Genomic DNA, 20,345 nt, shown 5'->3' with positions numbered 1-20,345 from the left:
ATTTATCTCCGGTGTTTTGTCAAATTTATCTCCGGTTTCTATATTTATCTCCGGTGTTTTGTCAAATTTATCTCCGGTTTCTATATTTATCTCCGGTTTTATTAAGTTTTTGTTTTTTTGTTTATAATCAATTTTAAAATTTAGATTTTTTGTATTTTCCTTATATTCTTCTATTTCAAAACCTTCAATATTTTGTTTATAATTTAAATTTTTTAAAATCACAGTAAATCTTCTATTATCTGATTTAAATTCCGGTTTTAACTTTTGACTATAATTTTCTTCTTTTTGGTAATAATCAAATATTTTGAGTAAACCACTACCACGTCTTTCCATTAAATTTAATCTACTAAAAAGATCGGCAATAATTGGATTTCTTCTTTCAGAATTGATTTCTTCAATATTTTCTTCTTGTATTAATTTACCATTATACATTCCACCAGGTGAAGAAATTTCCATTCTATCATCAAAAATGTTTATAGTTACTTCAGCTCCTTTAATTGAATAATCTCTATGAATTAAAGCATTAACCAAAACTTCTTGGATTACCTTCATAGGATAATCAGGATAATTTTTACGACCAAAATCTATCTTTTTTCACATATTTTTGGAATTTCTGGAAATGAATTTAATTCCAGAATCTAATAAATATAATAAATTACCACTAAATTCTTCATCGTCTAAAGCTTCTGCAAGTGAATGTGTTTTTGTTAATCCATTTCATCTGGTTGCAAAAATTCTTGAATGTCTTACTATTTGACCATCTGCTAATAGTGCTCCACTATTATTTAAATAATTATCATTTGAAACTAATCCAAAGGATTTAAAGTCTTTTAATGTAAGTTTATGTTCTGTAATTTGATAATAAAATGAAATTAAATAACTAAAGGAAGAAACATCATAGCTGATATTGGTTTTAAAACTATCTCAAGTTTCATTAGAACCTTGAAGAATTAAAGTTTTTAAATCGTTTCCCTTTATGACTACACTTTGATTTCCTATTCTTCTATAAGCAAGGTAACTACCACCTTTATTTAGATAATAAGGAGTTTGATGACCTTTTTTTACATCTAAAACTATAAATTTTTTGTCTTGTTCTTCATAAATCTTTAAATCAAAAGATGGAAGTGGTTCCATAACATCTTTTATGACACTACTAATATAATCAGAGTCTTTGTAAATATCTGTTAATCCCACTAATTTATCACTTTTATCTTCTATACCAAAAAAGATTTTTCCACCGTTTGTATTAGCAAAAGCACTTACTGTTTTTAATCAACTATAGAAATCCTTTTTTTCTATTTTTTCTTTTTTTTCATATTCAGTTGTTTCTCCAAGATATTTATCTAATTTCATTTTTATCCTTTTCTTTTATACATATTAATATTATATTACATTGTTTAATAAAATATTTTTAAATAATAAAACATTACTTTACAAGATAATATTTTTTATTCAAAAAAAATTTCTACAAAAAAATTGAATACATTGCCAAAAAGTGCTATAATAATAGTATAAATACATTTTCACAATCCTAATTAATTAAGTTCAACTTAATTAATGAAAAAAACTCCATTCCCTTAAAATGGAGTTTTTATTTAAGGTTAGTGGAAAATGTATTAATTATTTTAAAATTTAATTAATATTAGAATTATAATTATTAAAATTAAAATTCGCTCCACTTTTGAACCTTTATTTTAAATACATTTTTCACCTCCTTATGTGACTAAAGTGTTAGTCACATTTTAATATTACCACAGAATTTATTTTGTTACGAAAATACGGAAAAAATTGGGATTTTTGGTTTATTTTTCCTAAAATTTTACTCTATATTTACGATAATTTTAGTTATTTTTAATTTAAAATAATTTAAAAAATAGTACCTTAAATATGACTATAAAAATCTTCATCTTTTCTTTAAAAGAATATCGCAATTTAATCTTGTTTTTCTAAAATATTCTACTAATTTTTATTTATAATTTATTTTGATTTTAGTTTTATAACATTTTACAATTTTCACAAAGTATTTATGGATATCTCGTATATCAATGTTGTTATAAATATCTAAAATTGATTTTTTCTCCTTTCTTTTTTTTATATCTAAGTCCAATACAAGGCAGGAACCTTTAATGGAGAATCTGCTGATGGTAGAAGACAAGAAGAATATGAAACAACAGTAACTGAAGCAACTAAAAAATTTAAAGAAAAACAAGATGCAGCTAAAACTGAAATTGATGGATTAAGTCATTTAAGTGAAGAAAGAAAAAATCATTTTAAAAATGAAATTACTAATACTTTAACTAATGAAAGTTCTGATATTAGTTTAATTAAGACTATTGTAGGTAATGCAAGAGATGAAAACAGAAGAGCAGAAGAATTAGCGAGTGCTAAAGCATCAGCATTAAGTTATGCAAATAATTTAAAAACAGCAAATCAAGGTGGGAAACAAGAAGACTTTATTACTAAAATTAATGAAGCATTAGACAAACCTGCAGTTGATTCTATTCAAGCACAAATGTCTGAAATAATAAGAATTTCCACAGTTAATGCTACAAATGCAGTTAAAACTTTAAGAGGTTTAAATCAAGATGGACAAACATATACAACTTGAAGTGATAGATTAACAAATGCAGGAAGCAATCAAAATCTTCTTGATAGTACTGCACTTGAAGCTGATCGAAAATTTGCTGATGTTAGTTTAGTTGTAGAACATCAAATAAATGCTCTTGCAGATAGTGCTTTTAAAACTCAAATAACTTCAGAATGACAAGATTGAAAACGAAATTCTAGTCTAGATGCAAATAGAGAAACTGAAAGAACAGTAACCAAAATTTATGAGTTTAGAGATAAAATCGAAGCAGAAAATCAAAAAATTAGACAACGCGAACAAAAAAAAGAATCTGCACTAAGAGAATTAAATAAACTTAAAGATGGAAACAGTGTAAAAATAACTGAAAGTGGAATAATTAATGATCCAAATTCATCAGAAGATCAAATTAGAGCTGCCAAAGGTCGTATAACAGATGAATTAACTAGATTAAGAGATGAAGCTACTACTTATATTACTACTAAATTTGGTAATGAAACACCAAACTTGAAAACTGAGTTATCTAATCAATTAAATTCACTAAATCTAACTGAACAAAATATTGAAGATATTAAACAAAGAACTGATGAAGCATTTAATAAAGTTACAGAACTTAACTTAATTAAAGAAAAATTAACAGAAACAGATCATATAAATGCAATTAATAATGCTAAAGCTAATGCTACAACAGTGCAAGATATTCAAAATGCTATTGATGAAGCAAATAGAAACTTAAATCAAGAGCAAAATGCTGAAAAAAAATCTATAAAAAACCAATTAATTTCTGCAAATGATGATGGTACAGGTTTAGTAGATAAATTTATACAAAGTTATGGAGAATATGAATATATTCAAAAAGGGAATAATTGAGCAAAAGAAATTAATAATGAAAATACTTCATTAGATAGATTAAGACAAATAAAAGAAGAAGCAGAATTAATAATAAATAAACTAAAAACAGAAGCATTAAATGCAAACCTTGAAATTCCTGATTCTTCTAATGCTAAAAGAGGTAATTTAAATAGAATCAATGATACAAGAGCAAGTTTAGCTAATTTAAAATCTGCTAAAGATCAAGCAGTAAGTTTACGTGATCAAGAAAGAAAAAGATTAGAATCTCAAAAATCTAATGCTAGAGCAGAAATTGCTAAACTTGAAGGTGATGGATACAATAAAGATAAACTAACAAAAGAACTTGATGAGGCAACACAACAATCACAATATGATGCAATTCAAGAAAAAGCAAGACAAATTATTGAAGCTAAAAAAGTGCAAGTACAAGGTAAAATTACTTCAAATAATAAAATGCCACAAGATGAAAAAACAAGTTTTGGAACAAGAGTTAGAAATGCATCAACAATTGAACAATTGATTCAAATTGAAAAAGAAGCAGATAACTATGTATTTGTAGAAGATCCACTTGCAAGCATAAAACGTGATGCAACTAATAGAATTTCAATAAAAGCACAATCAACTCCTGCTGGAGCGCCTTCTTCTTCTTCTTCTTATAAACTAACACTTGAACAAGCAGAAGAATACAATGATAGAATAAGAAAAGCAACTACACCAGAACAAATTAAAACAATTGAAGAAGAATTTATTAGAACCACATTCTTTGAAAATAGAAGAATTGTTACATTAAAACAAGCAGTAGCTAACTATATCACTCCACAAGTTGGAAATGATACCAATAAATTCAAGGCTTGAATTGACTACTTTAAAAATACATTGGAAAATGAAACATCAATCAGAGAACTTGGTAAAAAATTCGTGCAATATGCTAATATTGGTGGTAACCAATCTGAAACTCACCGTCAAGACTTATTGAGAGAATGACATAAATGAGCACAAGAACCAGGTATTGAATGAGCTAAAGGATTACTACTCAATTCAAACATAACATTTGATCAAAAATACAACTTGATTGATCAATTACTTCTAATACATTCATTATTTGATCTAACTGATTGATTGAAAGTTGCAAATAGAGTTGATAGTAACATTCCAAGTACAATTCCAATAAGTAGTAACATTAGATTCTACGATGGACACAATTGAACTGAAATTCAATAAATCAAAATTAATACAGGATTTTTCCTGTATTTTTTTGCTTTTAGATTATAATTTAAATAATAAATAAAAGGAGAATAATGAGCAAAAAAAGACTAGTAGATTTGTTTGCAGGAGCAGGTGGATTGACTTGAGGATTTTACAAAAATAATTTTGAAATTGTAAAAACAGTTGAGTTTTGAAAACCTGCAACTCTAACTTATAACTTAAATTTTAAAACTGAGATTTCACCTTGTGATATCACTTTACAAGAAACCAAAGAAGAACTTAGTCAATTAAAAGATATTGACATAGTAATAGGTGGTTTTCCCTGCCAAGGCTTTTCAATGGCTGGTAAAAGATCTCAAAATGATGAAAGAAATAAACTTTATTTACACACTATTGAAGTAATTATTAAATTACAACCCACTGTGTTTGTTTTAGAAAATGTAAAAGGTATTTTATCTTACAAAGAAAGCGATGGTATTAAAGTAACTGACAAAATAGAGCAAATATTCACTCAAAATGGTTATTTTGTTTCTTATTTATTACTCGATAGTTCTAATTTTGGTGTAGCTCAAAAACGTGAAAGAGTTATTTTTATTGGTTCTAAAGACAAAGAAAAAGTACAACAAACAATTGAATTGTTAAAAAATACCAAACAAAAAATGAAAACAGTTAAAGATGCAATTGCAGATTTAGAAGAAATAAGTGAAAATAAAGATTTTAATCATATTTTTACTAAACACTCACCGGAATTTATAGAAAAAATTTCTTTAACACCTGTGGGACAATCTGTAATGAAAAATTTTAAAGATGCTTTTAGAAGATTAGATTATAATAAACCATCATTAACAGTAAAAGAAAATCATGGTGGTGTTCATGTTCATCCTAAACTGAACCGAGTATTAACTCCGCGTGAATTAGCAAGACTTCAAAGTTTTCCAGATGATTTTCTTTTTGTTGGTTCTAAATCAGATGTTTTAAAACAAATAGGAAATGCAGTTCCTGCAAAATTATCTTATGAAATAGCAAAAATAATAAGAAAGGTATTTTTCAAAGAAAGTGAACAAAAATAATTATTGAGAAAAATCACAAGAATTTCTTCATTTTATAGAAGAACAAATTAGTAAAATTTTAGATTTAACTAATAACAAAATAGAATTAAAAGCAAATAATGTTAATTTGTTAAATAATGAAAATAATTGTATAGAAAGTTCCACGGCTATAGGTTTTTTGATAGAAGAATATATTAGTTCTGAATTAGAAAGAATTACAAATCATCCTTTAAGTATCTATAAAATCAGAAAAATAAAACAAACTCAAACTTCTAGTTATGATTTTTATTGTGAAAACGAAAATGATATTTTTGTGGTAAATTTAAAGGTAGCAAAGAAAATAAATGATGCGGTTGCAGCAATTAAACAGTTAAAAACAGATTATAAAAGTTTAGTCCAAACTAAAAAACAAGTTCATTTTCTTGTTTTAAAATTTAATTATTCATTTGAAGTAGAAAACAATAATAAATTTGTTTTTCTAAATGATTTGTCAGGATTTTTCTTAGAAGAGATTGATTTTTCAAAGAACCATCTTCAAGATAAAAGAAATTGAAGTTCAACTTTTAACTATGATTCAGGTAGGTTGATGGTAACTAAAATTTTTCTTAAAAATAATAAAAAAGAAATTAAAGATATAAATTATAAAACAACTCTAGAAGAGATATTGAATTTAAATAAAGAAAAATAAGGTATATTTATTTGCTTATGTGATAATAGTTACAAATTTTAAGTTTCCCAGTTTTAATAACGAAAAATCGTTTATGCCTATTTTATCGGGCAAAACGGTTTTTATTTATCTAATTTAATTACATTTTTTTAAGTTTGCATAATCATTGTAACTGTAAGGAATTTTGTGCTAAATTTGATAATACGCTTTTATTTCACTTTTTATTTATTTTTTTGTTATATCATTTGATTTTTTGCAAAATTTAGCCCTAAATTGGAATTAAGTTTTTGATAATAAAAAAAGCTAACATTAAGATGTTAACTTTTTTATATTGTTTAAAACTTTGCGATAATTTAGTTTTATTGAATTTCTGTTCAGTTATATCCGTCAAAGAATCTAATTGTACTACTTGTAGGAATTGAACTTGGAATGTTGTTATCTGCTTTATGTGCTTCATTCAATCAATCTGTGAATTCAAATAATGAGTGAATTAATACTAATTTATCAATTAATCTATATTTATCATCTCAATTTAGAGTTGTTGAATTTAAGACTAATCCTTTTGCTCATTCAACTCCAGGTTCTTGTGCTCATTTGTGTCATTCTTTTAGTAATTCTTGACGATGATTTTCTGATGTTGCACCACCAATAGCATTATCATTTACATATTGAACAAAGTTTCTTCCAAGTTGTTTGATTGATGTTTCATTTTCCAATGTATTTTTAAAGTAGTTGTATCAAGCAACAAATTTATCACTATCATTTGAAACTTTTGGTGTTACATATTGACCAATTTGTTGTTTCAATGTAACAATTCTTCTGGTATCAAAGAATGTTGTTTCAATGTATTCTTTTTCAATTCTATTTACTTCATCAACTGAAGTTGCATTTCTAACTCTTGCACTAAATGTTTCTATTTGTTCTTGTGTTAGTTTATATATAGAAGAAGAAGAAGAAGGCGCTCCTGCAACAGTAGATTCTCCTTTTTGTTTCATTCTATTAATTGCTTCTTCTTTTGCATCTCTAATTGGGTCACCAACATATGAGTAGTTGTCTATATCGTGTTCAATAGTATTCAAGTCTGTAATTGTTTGAGCATCCTGAATTCTTTGTCCCAATCTATCTCTTTCTTCTTGTCTTGTAATTTTTGGATTTCCTGTAACTTTTCCTTGAACCTGAGTTCTTTTATTTGCAATAACTTGTCTTGCTCTTTCTTCTATTTCATCATATTGTTGTTGAGTTGTTGCTTCATCAAGTTCTTTAGTTAATTTATCTTGGTTGTAACCATCACCTTGGAGTTTAGCAATCATTGCTCTAGCATTTGCTTTTTGTCTTTCTCTGTCTGCTCTTTCTTTTTGCACAATATTAATTGCATTTGTTTTGTATGTTTCATAATCTTCGGCACTATTATCATAATAGTTTCCTGCTGATCCATTATTAATAAGATTTAAAATTCTTTGTTTTTCAGAAGAATTACTAATACTATTTGCTTCAGTTATTGCTTCTGCTTTTAACTTGTTAAGAGTTGATTCAGCTTCATCTTTTATACGTTTAATTTCATCAAGTGAAAGATTTTGATCTTTTAATTTTCTATTTCATTCTTTACCTTTAGCATTTCATGGACTTGAAAGACTACTATTAGTGAATTTTTCTACAATTGCTTGCGCAGCACTTCTAATTGGACCTTTTTGTGCTTCATCTTCTTGTTGTTTTAATGTTTTTGCTTGAGCTAAAATTTGTTCCAATCTTTCAATGCTTGCTGCTGGTTGTACTGAACCATCAGGAGTACCTTTTACTTTATCAATAGTATTTTGTTTGTTTTGTTCGCTTAACTTTTCAGCAAATACTAATACTTCTTCTTTTTTGGTATTAAATATTTCATCTGCTCTTGCTTTTTTAGCTTCAATATCAGCTTGACTTAATACATGTCCATCAAGTTCTGCAATTAAAGCTTCTTTTGTACCACTGGTATCACCAGCTAATTTATTAGTTATATATGTTTGAGCTTCTCTATTTAATATTTCTAATTCCTTAGTTATTTGACCTTTAACATCTCTAACATCTTTTCCTTTTGCAGTTGAATTAGGTTTAATTGCATTATTATAGAATTCGTTGGCATTATTTTTGATAGCATTTCCATCTAGTAACATATCTATATATTGTTTAAGTAAAGGAAGTTCTCTTTCTCTGTCGAGTTTGTTAATTACCGCTGTTACTTCAGCATCAATTTCTTTTACCTTAGTAATTGTTTTACCATCAGCAGGTCCATTTAACATTTGTTGTCATTCTCTAGCTAAATTGTTTTTATCCTCCCCTTCTGGTAAACCGTTAATTTTACCTTTAGTAACATTTGCTACAGTGTTAAATTTATGTTCAGCTTCATCTTTGAGTCTATCTAGTTTGAGTTGATCGTTGCCTGCTTGTGTTAATTTATTATTGTAGTTTTCATAAGTTTGATCACCACCTTCATCCAATCCTCTTAGTTTAAGAACTGCAGTTTGTGCTGCATTTCTAGAATTGTCAATTAAAGTTTGTGCATTTTGTTTTAATATAGTTACATCTGAAACTTTTGTAGCTGTTTCAATATCTCTTACAACCTGTTCTCTTGTACCACCTTCATTTTGTGGTTTTAAGTTATTTGCTACTCCAAGAGCTGATGCTTTAGCACTCGCTAATTCTTCTGCACTTCTGTTTTCATCTGTTGCATTACCAACAATAGTATTAATCGAACTAATATCAGCATTTTCATTAGTTAAAGTATTAGTAATTTCATTTTTAAAATGATTTTTTCTTTCTTCACTTAAATGACTTAATCCATCTATAGTATTTTTAGCTGTAGCTTGTTTTTCTTTAAATTTTTTAGTTACTTCAGTTACTGTTGTTTCATATTCTTCTTGTCTTCTACCATCAGCAGATTGTCCATTAAAGGTTCCTATTTTGAAAAGTTGAAAAATTACAGAAAGAGAGAAATAAAATGAAAATGACATATAAAGAACTATACAAATGATTATGAGATTGAACAGTTGATGGAATAAACGCAATTAACACTTATAAATTAGGTGGAAGAACTATCGAACTAGAAAAAGGTTGAGAATCAAAAGGACTAGATTATTTATGAGAAGAACTAGTAACTAAAAAAATAAAAAAGATGAAATTGCTTTCATTTAAAATTAAAAAAACTTTCTCAATGATATTACTGAGAAAGTTATTCCACTTAGTTAAAAAGTGGAGCGAATTTTAATCTTATTAATTATAGTATAGCACTTTTTCTAAAATTTTTATAAAAATTTTGTAAATTATTAATCAAAATGTCCTCTTTAGTAATATATAATGATAATTAAAATATTTTTGTTTTAAATACCAAAAGTGAGACAGACATTATAACTAAGTTTTAATTATTTGATGTTAAAAAGATCATTTTTCATTATATTAAGATGATAAAGAAAAATCATAATATTTATAAATTAATTTTAGTTAAAATGGAACAAAATTTTAGGAAAAATGAACCAAAAATCCCAATTTTTTCCGTATTTTCGTAACAAAATAAATTCTGTGGTAATATTAAAATGTGACTACTATTTAGTCACAGAAGGAGGTGAAAAATGTATTTAAAATAAGGATGAAGAAGTGGAAAAAATTTTAATCTTATTGATTATAATTTTAGTATTAATTAAATTATAAAAAAAGTTAATACATTTTCCACCAACCTTATATAAAAACTCCATTTTGACGCAATGGAGTTTTTTCATTAATTAAGTTAACCTTAATTAATTAGGATTGTGAAAATGTATTTATAATATTATTGTAGCACTTTTTATAAAATTTTTATAAAAATAATAAAAATAAAAAAAGCAACAGAAAAATATTGCTTAAAAATCTTTAAAATTTGGTGAAATCGTATAAAATGCTATAGATACAAGCAGTGGTTTTTTAGTTACTCATTTTAACATATAGGAAATTAATCAAAATGACATAAAACTGTTAGAAATGATTTTCGCTAAATATTAAAAACCACAATAATTTTTTTGTGATAAAAGAAAAACCTTTTATGGAACCCAAGATTCCGAAACAAATTTAACCAAAGAAATGGAAAAAAGGGCATAAAAGTAATTTCTAGTAGTGTTCCTACTCATAAACCAAATGTGGAAAGATCATTTAGAAACATTCGAGAATACTTTCCGGTGCTCTTTTTAGAATATGATTTTAAACTATAGTCGATTTAAATATCAATTCAGATTTAATTATAAATTATAATTGCAATAAAACAAATAAAATAATTAATAAATAAAAAACATAATTAATAATAAATTTTATATAACTAAGTTTTAATTCTTCAATGTTGAAAAAAGATTCTTCTTTATTGAAAATAAAGAGATAAAAAATCATAATATTTATAAATTAATTTTAGTTTAAATGGAACAAAATTTTAGGAAAAACAAACCAAAAATCCCAATTTTTTCCGTATTTTCGTAACAAATTAAATTCTGTGGTAATATTAAAATGTGACTACTATTTAGTCACAGAAGGAGATGAAAAATGTATTTAAAATAAGGGTAAAAAATGGAAAGAATTTTAATCTTATTGATTATAATTTTAGTATTAATTAAATTGTAAAAAAAGTTAATACATTTTCCACAACCTTATATAAAAACTCCATTGCGTCAAAATGGAGTTTTTTCATTAATTAAGTTAAGCTTAATTAATTAGGATTGTGAAAATGTATTTATACTATTATTATAGCACTTTTCTGAAATATATTCAATTTTTTTGTAGAATTTTTATAAATCAAAAATATTATCTTTAAAGCATTATTTAAATTTAAAAATAAACTTTATATTAACAAAAAGAAGTATAGCAAATTGTTTTTGTTTTAATAAAAAAAACAATAAAAATTTGATATATTTTTAATTTTTGTATAAAATTAGAATAACTAATTATTAATATTTTTATAAAAATATCTATAAAAATATATTTTTAGTATAAAATTATATATATTTAAATTTTATAAAATAAAGCAAATTAAAGGAAAATATGACAAAAAAAGAATTTATAAACGATGTAGTTGATAGATTAGATGAAAATTTAAAAGTTAGTCCAAAACAACTAGATCATATTTTAGAAACAATGTTATTTGTTTTAAAAGAACAATTATTAGCAGAAGAAAAAGTTACATTAGCTGATTTTGGAATCTTCTCTACTGTTGTTAGATCACAAAGAAAAATCGTAAATAGTTTTACAGGCGAAGAACAAGTTGTTCCACAAAAAAGAGCAATTAAATACAAACCATCAAAATATTTACGTGATTTAGTAGACTTTAAATCATAAAATATATCAATATATTTATTAAATAAGCATAAACTGCATTTGTGGTTTATGTTTTTTATTTTTATCAAAAAATCAAAAACACTTATTTTGCCCATTTTTTTAAGCATTTTTCAAATAAAAAAATTATTTGTTCATTCTAAATAATATTTTTTGAACAAATAAAAGAAAAATTTGAATTTTTATCAATTTTTATATATAATATTATTACCACAAAAATTGGGAGGTGGTATTGTGAAAAACGAAAAATACGATGTAATTATTATAGGTGGGGGAATCATAGGTGCTTCGATTGCTTATGAGTTGTCTCAATATAATATGAAAAATCTATTATTAGAAAAAAATCCAGTATTTGCAGATGAAACTTCCAGAGGAAATTCAGGTGCAATACACGGTGGTTTTGATCCTGATCCAGGAAAAATCGAAGCTAAACTAAATGTTCTTGGAAATCAGTTATGAAGAGAGAAAATTTTTAAAGATTTAGATTTTCCAAGAGCACAAGTTGATTCATTAATTTTAGCTTTTAATGAAGAAGAAATGAAGCATGTACATATGCTATATGATAGAGGTTTAACAAATAAAGTTCCAAAAGAATTTTTAAAAGTGCTTTCTAAAGAAGAAGTACTAAAAAAAGAACCAAATGTTAATCCAAAAGTTCATGGAGCACTTTTATGCACAAGTTCATGAGCAATTGATCCAGTAAGAGCGACATATTCTTTTCTTGGAGCAAGTGAACAAAATGGTACAACATTAAAAAACAATTCTGAAGTTACAGATATTAAATATGTAAATGATGAATTTGAAATCACTTTAAAAAGTGGCGAAAAATTACATTCAAAAGTTGTAATTAATGCTGCTGGTCACTATGCAGATGTCCTTGCACAAAAAGCAGGATATGGTGACTTTAAACAAACAACAAGACGTGGAGAATACAGAATTTTAGCACGTAGTGAAGGTGGAATAGTAAACTCAATTTGTTTTAAAGTTCCTACAATTCACGGAAAAGGTGTTATTGTTGCACCAATGCTTGATGGACATGTTTTAGTGGGACCTACTGCTGAAGAAGGTGTACCAAAAGAAGAAACAAGACTTGTTACAAAAGCAAAATTTGACTATATTGGAGAAATTGGAAAAGAAATTATTCCTTCAATTAGACTTGAAAAAACAATTATGACTTTAGCAGGTTCAAGACCTATTGATGTAGAAACAAACGATTTTGTTATTAGATCTGCTAAAGATAACAAAAAATTTATTAACGCAGCTGGAATGCAATCACCAGCTATTGCCTCAGCACCTGCAATTGCTATTGAAATTGCAAAATTAGTTGAAGAATCAGGACTAAAATTAACTAAAAAAGAAAACTTTAATCCTAAATATACAGTTAGATTTTAAATTTTAGGAGGGCAAAATGTTAGCTAAATTAAAAGGTTTAACCTGAAGACAAATTATTGCCTTAATCATTTTAGCGGCTTCTGATGTTTTTGTAATAGCAGCACCATACTATATTAAAAACATCATTCCAAACTTACACGAATACTTAAACATTAAAGAAGATCAAGTTGCTACTTTAACATCAATTATTGGTTATGTAACACTAATTACTCAACTTCCTGGCGGTTTTTTAGCCAATAAGTTCAGTTCAAGATGGTTGTTGTCTATCGCTGTCTTTTCAACAGGAGCAATAACTTTCTGATTTGGAGCTACAATTTGAAATTCAAAAAGTTTAAATCCAAATTCATTATTTATTCAATACTCAATAATTTGAGCGTTATGAGGTGTTAGTTCTACTCTTGTATTCTGAACACCTTTATGAAAACTTGTTTCACAACAAACAACAAAAGAAAATCAAGGCTTAGCATATGGAATTCAAGGAACAGCAAACGGAATTATCGGTTTATTCTTTGTATTTCTATTAGGACTATTAGTTACTAATGTATGAGTTCCAAGAGCAAATGGAAGTGCAATACCTTTTGCTGTTTATGCTTTCTTAATTGCAACCTTTTTAGTTGCTACATCAATCTTTGTACTAATTCTTGTTCCAGAGAAAAAACAAGATAAAGATACAGAAAAAGTTTCATGAGCTAGATTGAAAAAAAGTATAATTTCTGTTTTTAAAGCACTAAAAAATTGAAAATTATGAGCATTATCAATTTTTGTAATGGGTATGTATACATTTCAAAGTGTTTTTGCTTACTATTTAATTCAATTAATGCAAAATGGATACTTAGCACCAGCGATTCTTGTGACTATTTTAGGAGGAATTAGAACTTATGGATTAAGAACATTAGTTTCCACCTTTATAGGAAGATGAGCTGATAAATTTAGATCATATGTTCTTTTCTTAATTATTGTTACAGGAATTGGAATTATTCTACTTGGAGCAATAATCTTACTTGGTTTTGTTCCAAAATCAGCAAATGTTTGAGTAATTGTTTTCAGTTCAATTCTCTATCTATTAGCAGGAATTCTTTCATGAGCAATGGTTACTTTAAGATATGCTCAAATTGGTGAAATTCACTTAGAAAAAAATTCTTATGCTTCAAGTGTTGCTGTTCTTTCCTTTATTGGTTTTTCAACAGATGCTTGACTATACCAAATTACAGGAGCAGTTGGTAAATATTACACACCAACAGGAGCAGATAATACTTCAATACAAGGTTACCAAATTATTTTAGTTATTACATTGGCAATCGCGCTTCTTGGACTACTTGCAGGACTTGCTGTGCATATTGCTAACACAATTGAACTTAAAAAATTAGGTAAAACAAACTACAGATGGAGAACATTAGAAAATGCATAACAAACAATTAATTTTAGGACACAGAGGATACTCTGCAATTGCCCCAGAAAATACCGAATTAGCCTTTGAAATGGCTTATCAATTCAATTTTGATGGTGTTGAACTTGATGTTCATTTAACTAAAGATAAAAAATTAGTTATTATCCATGATGAAACGACAAACAGAACAGCATTAACTAAAAAAGAAATTGAATTTTGTACTTTGGAAGAACTTAAAAAAGATGATCACAGCCTCTTTTTTAAAAAAAGTACAAGAAAACAAACAATACTCACATTAGAAGAATTTTTAGATAAATACTTAAATTTATTTAAAATTATTAATGTTGAAATTAAAACTGATCAAAAAGAATATAAAGGAATAGAAGAAGAATTACACAAACTTGCAAGCAAATATGGACAAGCATATTTTCAAAAAATAGTTTTTTCATCTTTTAACTTTCAAACACTTAGAAATATGCGCAAGTTAAGTTCAAAATACCAACTTGGATTTCTATTTTGAACAGAAACTCAATTTAAAGCAGTTTCTATAGAAGAAATGAAACAAGTGTGTCAATTCTTAAATCCTTGAACCGTTTTATATGATAAAGATAAAAAACGTTATCAAAAAATTAATATGCCTTTAATGTTATGAACTCTTAAAGATCAAAAAAAATACAACGAATATTTAAACGATAAACTTGTTTATGCTCAAATTAGTAATTACAAATTTGAAAAAAACAAATAAGGAGAAAAATGAAAGATAAATTTATTATCACATTAGATTCAGGTACCACTTCCTGTAGAACACTAGTGGTAGACCATGATGGAAATATTAAAGCAAGTAGTCAAAGTGAATTTACACAATACTTCCCAAAATCTGGTTGAGTAGAACATGATCCATTAGAAATTTGAAATACACAACTTTCAACAATGCAAAGTGCAAAACACAAAGCAAAAATCAAATCCCATGATATTGTTGCTTTAGGAATTACAAATCAAAGGGAAACAGTTGTTTTATGAGATAAAGAAACAGGATTACCTGTATATAACGCGATTGTGTGACAAGATAGAAGAACAACAGATTATTGTGAAACATTAATTGAAAAAGGATTATCAGACTTCTTTAGTGATAAAACTGGATTAATTATTAACCCATATTTTAGTGGAACAAAAATTCGTTGAATTCTTAAAAATGTAGAAGAAGCAAAAACAAAATTAAAAGAAGGAAAATTACTTGCAGGAACAATTGACACTTGATTAATGTGAAAATTAACCGATGGTAAAGTTCATGCAACTGACGTTTCTAACGCTTCAAGAACAATGTTATTTAACATTCACACTTTAGACTGAGATCAAGAAATTTTAGATTTACTTGAAATTCCAAAAGAAATTTTACCAGAAGTAAAATCTTCATCCGGACACTATGGAGTTGTAAGTCCTCATCATTGATCTAATAAAGCAAAAGGACAAGTACCAATTACTGGAGTTGCAGGAGATCAACAATCAGCTCTCTTTGGACAATTATGTACAGAAGTAGGAATGGTTAAAAATACTTACGGAACAGGTTGTTTTACACTTGTAAATACAGGACACACTCCAGTTAAAAGCAAAAATAAATTACTAACCACAATTGCTTGAAAACTTGGAGACAACAAAACAGTCTATGCTCTTGAAGGTTCAGTGTTTATCGCTGGAGCAGCAATTCAATGACTAAGAGATTCACTAAGAATTTTATATAACTCAGCAGAATCAGACTTCTTTGCTTCACTTGTAAATGATGATCAAAGAGTATATATGGTTCCATCATTTACAGGACTTGGAGCTCCTTATTGAGATTCATATTCAAGAGGTGCGATTTTTGGTTTAGAAAGAGGAACCAAAAGAGAACACTTAATTAAAGCAACTCTTGATGCGATTGCTTACCAATCAAACGATTTAATTAAAGCAATGGAAAAAGATTTACAAAAACCAATTATCTTATTAAAAGTAGATGGAGGAGCATCAAATTCAAATTACTTAATGCAATTCCAATCTTCAATTTCTAATTTAAAAGTAGAAAGACCTTCAAATATTGAAACTACAGCTTTAGGAGCTTCATATCTAGCGGGATTAGCTGTTGGTTACTGAAAAGATCTTGAAGAAATCAAAAAAATAAACAAAATTGACAAAGTATTTAAACCACAATTAGCACAAAATGAAATTGATGCTTTAATCAAAGGTTGAGATACAGCTGTTAAAAAAACTTTAAATTGAACAAAAGATATAGAATAGGAGAAAAGCAATGAGATTAGATATTTTATCAGAATTTTTAGGAACTTTAGTTCTAATTCTTCTTGGTAACGGTGTTGGATACAGCGTTTCCATGAAAAGAATGTTTGCGAACCAATCTGGAAAATGAATCGTTATCATTTTAGGATGAGGTTTAGCTGTATTTACAGGGGTAATAGTTTCATTATCTCTTGGTGGTTCTGCTCATTTAAATCCAGCAGTCACATTTTTTGTTGCTGTAAGTAGCAAGTTAAGTGATCCATTAATTTTAACATATATTCCTGTGCAAATTTTAGGTGCAATGACAGGACAAATGCTTTTAAACTTCATTAACTGAAAACACATTCAAGAAACAGATTTAGCTACATTAAGAGGAGTACACTGTACAGGACCTGCTTTTGCAAATAAAGAAAAAGCAACTATTTTTAATTTCTCCTATGAATTAGTAGGAACATTATTACTTGTTGGATTAATATTAGCATTTGGTAAAGGTGGAAATAAAATAGGATTAGCATCACTTGGTCCAGTTCCAGTAACTTTAATTGTTGTAGCAGTTGGTGCTTCACTTGGTTCATCAACAGGTTATGCAATTAACCCAGCAAGAGATTTAGGTCCAAGAATGGTTTATGCTTTAATGGAAAAAACATTATTAGCAAATAGAAAAAGCGAACATGTTGGAGGAAACTGATCATACTCATGAATTCCAGTTGTTGCTCCTTCATTAGCAGGTGCAATTATTGGCGCTTTAGCTTTAATTCCAGTTGCAGCTTAGTTAGCAACTTATAAAAATAAAATAATTAATCAATAAAGGAATTTATTATATGAAAAAAATATTAAACAAAAAAGAAGACATAGTTTTAGAAATGATTAATGGGATTGTAAAAACAAATAAAAAAGTTAAAAAGGTTGAAAACTTTAATGTTATTTACAATACTGAATTTAATAAAAATAATGTTGCTTTAATTTCAGGTGGTGGTTCCGGTCATGAACCAGCACATATGGGATTTGTAGGTAATGGTATGCTTAGTGCTGCTGTTGCAGGAGAAGTATTTACATCTCCTACACCAGATCAAGTTGAAGCAGCAATAAACGCTTTAGATTCAAAAAATGGTACTTTATTAATTATTAAAAATTACACAGGAGACAAATTAAACTTTGAAATAGCACAACAACTGGCTCAAGCAAATGGTAAAAATGTAGAAACAGTATTAGTTGATGATGATGTAGCTGTAGAAAATTCCACTTGAACCATTGGAAGAAGAGGGATTGCTGGAACAGTATTTGTACACAAAATTGCAGGAGCATTAGCTCAAAAAGGATCTTCTTTACAAGAAGTAAAAAGAGTAGCACAAAAAGTAATTCAAAATGTTAGATCATTTGGAATTTCTCTTAACTCTATTTTTATTCCAACAACAGGAAAAGAATCATTTTCATTAGCAGCAGATGAAATTGAATTTGGTCTTGGAATTCATGGTGAACCAGGAATTAAAAGAGAAAAAATTAAATCATCAAAAGAAATTGTTAAAGAAATGTTAGATTTAATTTTAAAAGATTATGACTATAAAAACTCAGAAGTTGCTTTAATGGTTAATGGTTTAGGTGGAACACCTGAAATGGAATTATTTATAGCAACTAATGATATTTATGATTATTTAGCAACTAAAAATGTTTCTATTTATAGTTCTCATGTTGGAAATTTTATGACTTCACTTGAAATGCAAGGATTTTCAATTTCTTTACTAAAACTAGATGATGAACTTAAATCATTATTAGATGAACCAACAGAGGTGAAAAGTTGAAAATAAGTTATTCTAATTTAACTGATGCAATGAAAAACATTGCTAAAGAGTTAAAAGAAAATGAAGATTATATTTCTACTTTAGATCAAACTATTGGTGATGGTGATCATGGATTTAATATGGTTAGAGGATTTACCGAAGTTTCTAGTATCCATTTTGAACAAGTAGATTTATCTACATATTTAACTTTAGTTGGAAGATCACTAATGTCAAAAGTAGGAGGTGCTTCTGGTCCTTTATATGGAATGGCATTTATGAATTCTGCTAATGCATTAAAAGGACATGAAACTTTTACATTTAGCGAATTTAAAATTTTAGTTTCAAGTTTTACAAAATCACTTGAAATGCTTGGAAAAGTACAATTAAACGAAAAAACAATGTATGATGTTTGAAAACCACTTGAAACTTATTTAGCTTCAAAACAAACATTAGATGCAAGTGAATTTGATGCAACTATTAACTTTGTTTATTCTTTAGTAGAAAACACTAAAGATTTAGTTGCAACCAAAGGAAGAGCATCATACTTAAAAGAAAGATCAAAAGGAACAATTGATCCAGGTTCTTATTCAAGTTATATTATTATTAAAAATTTAATTAAAGGATTATAATGAAGAAATTATTTATTATTATTTCTCATTACAATAAATTAGCACAAACAATTAAAGAATACTTAACTAAAATGCTTCCTATTGATGAAAATAATATCAAAATAGAAGCATTAGGTGGAATTAATGATGGACAAGAGTTAGGAACTGAACCTTTAAAACTACTTGAAATCATCGAAGCAAACAATGATATCAAGGAAATAGTAATATTTTCTGATTTAGGTTCTGCTACTTTAAGTGCAAAAGCAATTATCAGTATGGTAAGTGACAAACAAATTCACGTTTCTCATGGTTCTATTGTTGAAAATTGTTTCTCTGCTTATGTGCTTGCAAACTCAGGAGCGAATTTTAACTCCGTAGTATCAGCAAGTGAAGAAAAAATTGTAAAATAATCTTAATTTTAAGCCCACTTTATAGTGGGTTTTCTATTTTTAGAACCAAAAAATGATATAATTAAAAAGTATTAAGGAGAAAAATGAAAAATGAAAAAGGACTATCTCTTAAAATAATTCATATATATATATATATATATCTTAGCAAATTAAAATTTGCTAATTTTTCATTCAAATTTTATAATACAACCAAATTAAATTATATAAAAACCTTATTAAACAAATTAATAGGGTTTTTTACTATTATTAAAGGAGAATAATATGGAAAATATAGATATTAAAAAAGAAAAAGAAATACTTATAAAAATACTTATAAAAATACTTAAAAAAATAGGTGTAAATTTAAACAAAGAAAACAAAATGAGTGATGAAGAATTTTTAACTAAAACTTTAAGTACGCCTGAAATTATTTTTTCTATTGTTGCTTTTGCAGAAGAAATAAATCAAGAACTAATAAAAGAAGTAAAAGAATTTGTTATTGATGTAGAAATCATAAAGTTTTTAATAGAAAATTATATTAATCAAACTAATGATTGTAATATTCTATTTTTTATGCCGGAAAAATTAAAAAATAACAAAAAATTTATTTTAGAACTTGCTAAAGAATATAATTATGTCTTACTATTTGCTTCAGAAAAATTACGAAACGATAAAACTTTTGTTTTAGAAGTTTTAAAAAAAGATCGTTGATCTTCTATATATATATCAAATGAACTAAAAAATGACAAAGAATTTATTTTAGAAGCAGTTAAAGAATCTGGTACTGCATTACAATATGCTTCTGATAATTTAAAAAACGATAAAGAATTTATTTTAAAAATT

General features: G+C 26.7%; 16 protein-coding genes and 1 pseudogene. 15 read left to right on the top strand and 2 right to left on the bottom strand.

Annotation, left to right across the window (positions count from 1 at the left end; all coding sequences use genetic code 4):
- On the bottom strand, nucleotides 1-1,353 hold a 1,353-nt coding region (locus tag ACXX89_RS02900), incomplete at its 3' end, for an ATP-binding protein (protein WP_458557610.1).
- An 850-nt stretch (nucleotides 1,354-2,203) separates the two neighbouring features.
- On the opposite strand from ACXX89_RS02900, the pseudogene ACXX89_RS02895 reads away from it, so the two are divergent.
- The 4 genes and pseudogenes from ACXX89_RS02895 to ACXX89_RS02880 all read left to right on the top strand — a co-directional run.
- Nucleotides 2,204-2,281: pseudogene (locus ACXX89_RS02895) on the top strand (hypothetical protein); the annotation flags it as partial.
- Nucleotides 2,282-2,512: 231 nt separating this feature from the next.
- Entirely contained in the window at nucleotides 2,513-4,657 is a 2,145-nt protein-coding gene (locus ACXX89_RS02890; protein WP_458557609.1) for a hypothetical protein, read from the top strand.
- Nucleotides 4,658-4,734: 77 nt separating this feature from the next.
- Nucleotides 4,735-5,712 (top strand): DNA cytosine methyltransferase, encoded by a 978-nt coding sequence (locus ACXX89_RS02885; protein WP_458557608.1) that lies wholly within the window; start codon nucleotides 4,735-4,737, stop codon nucleotides 5,710-5,712.
- Nucleotides 5,699-6,379, top strand: a complete 681-nt coding sequence (locus ACXX89_RS02880; protein WP_458557607.1) for a UpaP162 family type II restriction enzyme — start codon at nucleotides 5,699-5,701, stop codon at nucleotides 6,377-6,379. Before ACXX89_RS02885 ends, ACXX89_RS02880 begins: the two co-directional genes overlap by 14 nt.
- 338 nt (nucleotides 6,380-6,717) lie before the next feature.
- Here ACXX89_RS02880 and ACXX89_RS02875 read toward each other — a convergent pair whose 3' ends face one another.
- On the bottom strand, nucleotides 6,718-9,345 hold the full coding sequence (locus tag ACXX89_RS02875) for a hypothetical protein (RefSeq protein ID WP_458557606.1): 2,628 nt from the start codon (nucleotides 9,343-9,345) through the stop codon (nucleotides 6,718-6,720).
- Here ACXX89_RS02875 and ACXX89_RS02870 point away from each other — a divergent pair.
- The 11 genes from ACXX89_RS02870 to ACXX89_RS02820 form a co-directional block, all read left to right on the top strand.
- Nucleotides 9,339-9,599, top strand: a complete 261-nt coding sequence (locus ACXX89_RS02870) for a hypothetical protein (protein WP_458557605.1) — start codon at nucleotides 9,339-9,341, stop codon at nucleotides 9,597-9,599. The two genes, ACXX89_RS02875 and ACXX89_RS02870, sit on opposite strands and share 7 nt — an antisense overlap.
- Before the next feature lie 1,790 nt (nucleotides 9,600-11,389).
- Nucleotides 11,390-11,683 carry an HU family DNA-binding protein gene (locus tag ACXX89_RS02865; RefSeq protein WP_436358342.1) on the top strand — a complete coding sequence of 98 codons (294 nt, stop codon included), beginning with the start codon at nucleotides 11,390-11,392 and terminating at the stop codon, nucleotides 11,681-11,683.
- A gap of 231 nt (nucleotides 11,684-11,914) precedes the next feature.
- Entirely contained in the window at nucleotides 11,915-13,072 is a 1,158-nt protein-coding gene (glpO, locus tag ACXX89_RS02860) for a type 2 glycerol-3-phosphate oxidase (protein ID WP_458557604.1), read from the top strand.
- A gap of 16 nt (nucleotides 13,073-13,088) precedes the next feature.
- Entirely contained in the window at nucleotides 13,089-14,480 is a 1,392-nt protein-coding gene (locus ACXX89_RS02855) for an MFS transporter (RefSeq protein WP_458557603.1), read from the top strand.
- The gene (locus ACXX89_RS02850) at nucleotides 14,473-15,204 is read left to right on the top strand and encodes a glycerophosphodiester phosphodiesterase family protein (RefSeq protein ID WP_458557602.1); all 732 of its coding nucleotides are present in this window, start codon (nucleotides 14,473-14,475) and stop codon (nucleotides 15,202-15,204) included. Before ACXX89_RS02855 ends, ACXX89_RS02850 begins: the two co-directional genes overlap by 8 nt.
- 8 nt (nucleotides 15,205-15,212) lie before the next feature.
- On the top strand, nucleotides 15,213-16,730 hold the full coding sequence (glpK, locus tag ACXX89_RS02845; RefSeq protein ID WP_458557601.1) for a glycerol kinase GlpK: 1,518 nt from the start codon (nucleotides 15,213-15,215) through the stop codon (nucleotides 16,728-16,730).
- A gap of 10 nt (nucleotides 16,731-16,740) precedes the next feature.
- A complete protein-coding gene (locus ACXX89_RS02840) occupies nucleotides 16,741-17,499 on the top strand; it encodes an MIP/aquaporin family protein (protein ID WP_458557600.1) in 759 nt (252 codons plus the stop codon).
- A gap of 49 nt (nucleotides 17,500-17,548) precedes the next feature.
- On the top strand, nucleotides 17,549-18,532 hold the full coding sequence (gene dhaK / locus ACXX89_RS02835; protein ID WP_458557599.1) for a dihydroxyacetone kinase subunit DhaK: 984 nt from the start codon (nucleotides 17,549-17,551) through the stop codon (nucleotides 18,530-18,532).
- Nucleotides 18,523-19,134 (top strand): dihydroxyacetone kinase subunit DhaL, encoded by a 612-nt coding sequence (gene dhaL, locus ACXX89_RS02830; protein WP_458557598.1) that lies wholly within the window; start codon nucleotides 18,523-18,525, stop codon nucleotides 19,132-19,134. Before dhaK ends, dhaL begins: the two co-directional genes overlap by 10 nt.
- Nucleotides 19,134-19,523 carry a PTS-dependent dihydroxyacetone kinase phosphotransferase subunit DhaM gene (locus ACXX89_RS02825; protein WP_458557597.1) on the top strand — a complete coding sequence of 130 codons (390 nt, stop codon included), beginning with the start codon at nucleotides 19,134-19,136 and terminating at the stop codon, nucleotides 19,521-19,523. Before dhaL ends, ACXX89_RS02825 begins: the two co-directional genes overlap by 1 nt.
- Nucleotides 19,524-19,784: 261 nt before the next feature.
- A partial coding sequence (locus ACXX89_RS02820; protein ID WP_458557596.1) for a DUF4116 domain-containing protein occupies nucleotides 19,785-20,345 on the top strand: 561 nt, incomplete at its 3' end.

The organism is Mycoplasma sp. 1012 (genome assembly GCF_054343455.1).
The sequence above is the reverse complement of the archived record's forward strand: the minus strand, read 5'-3'. Positions and strand labels throughout refer to the sequence as shown.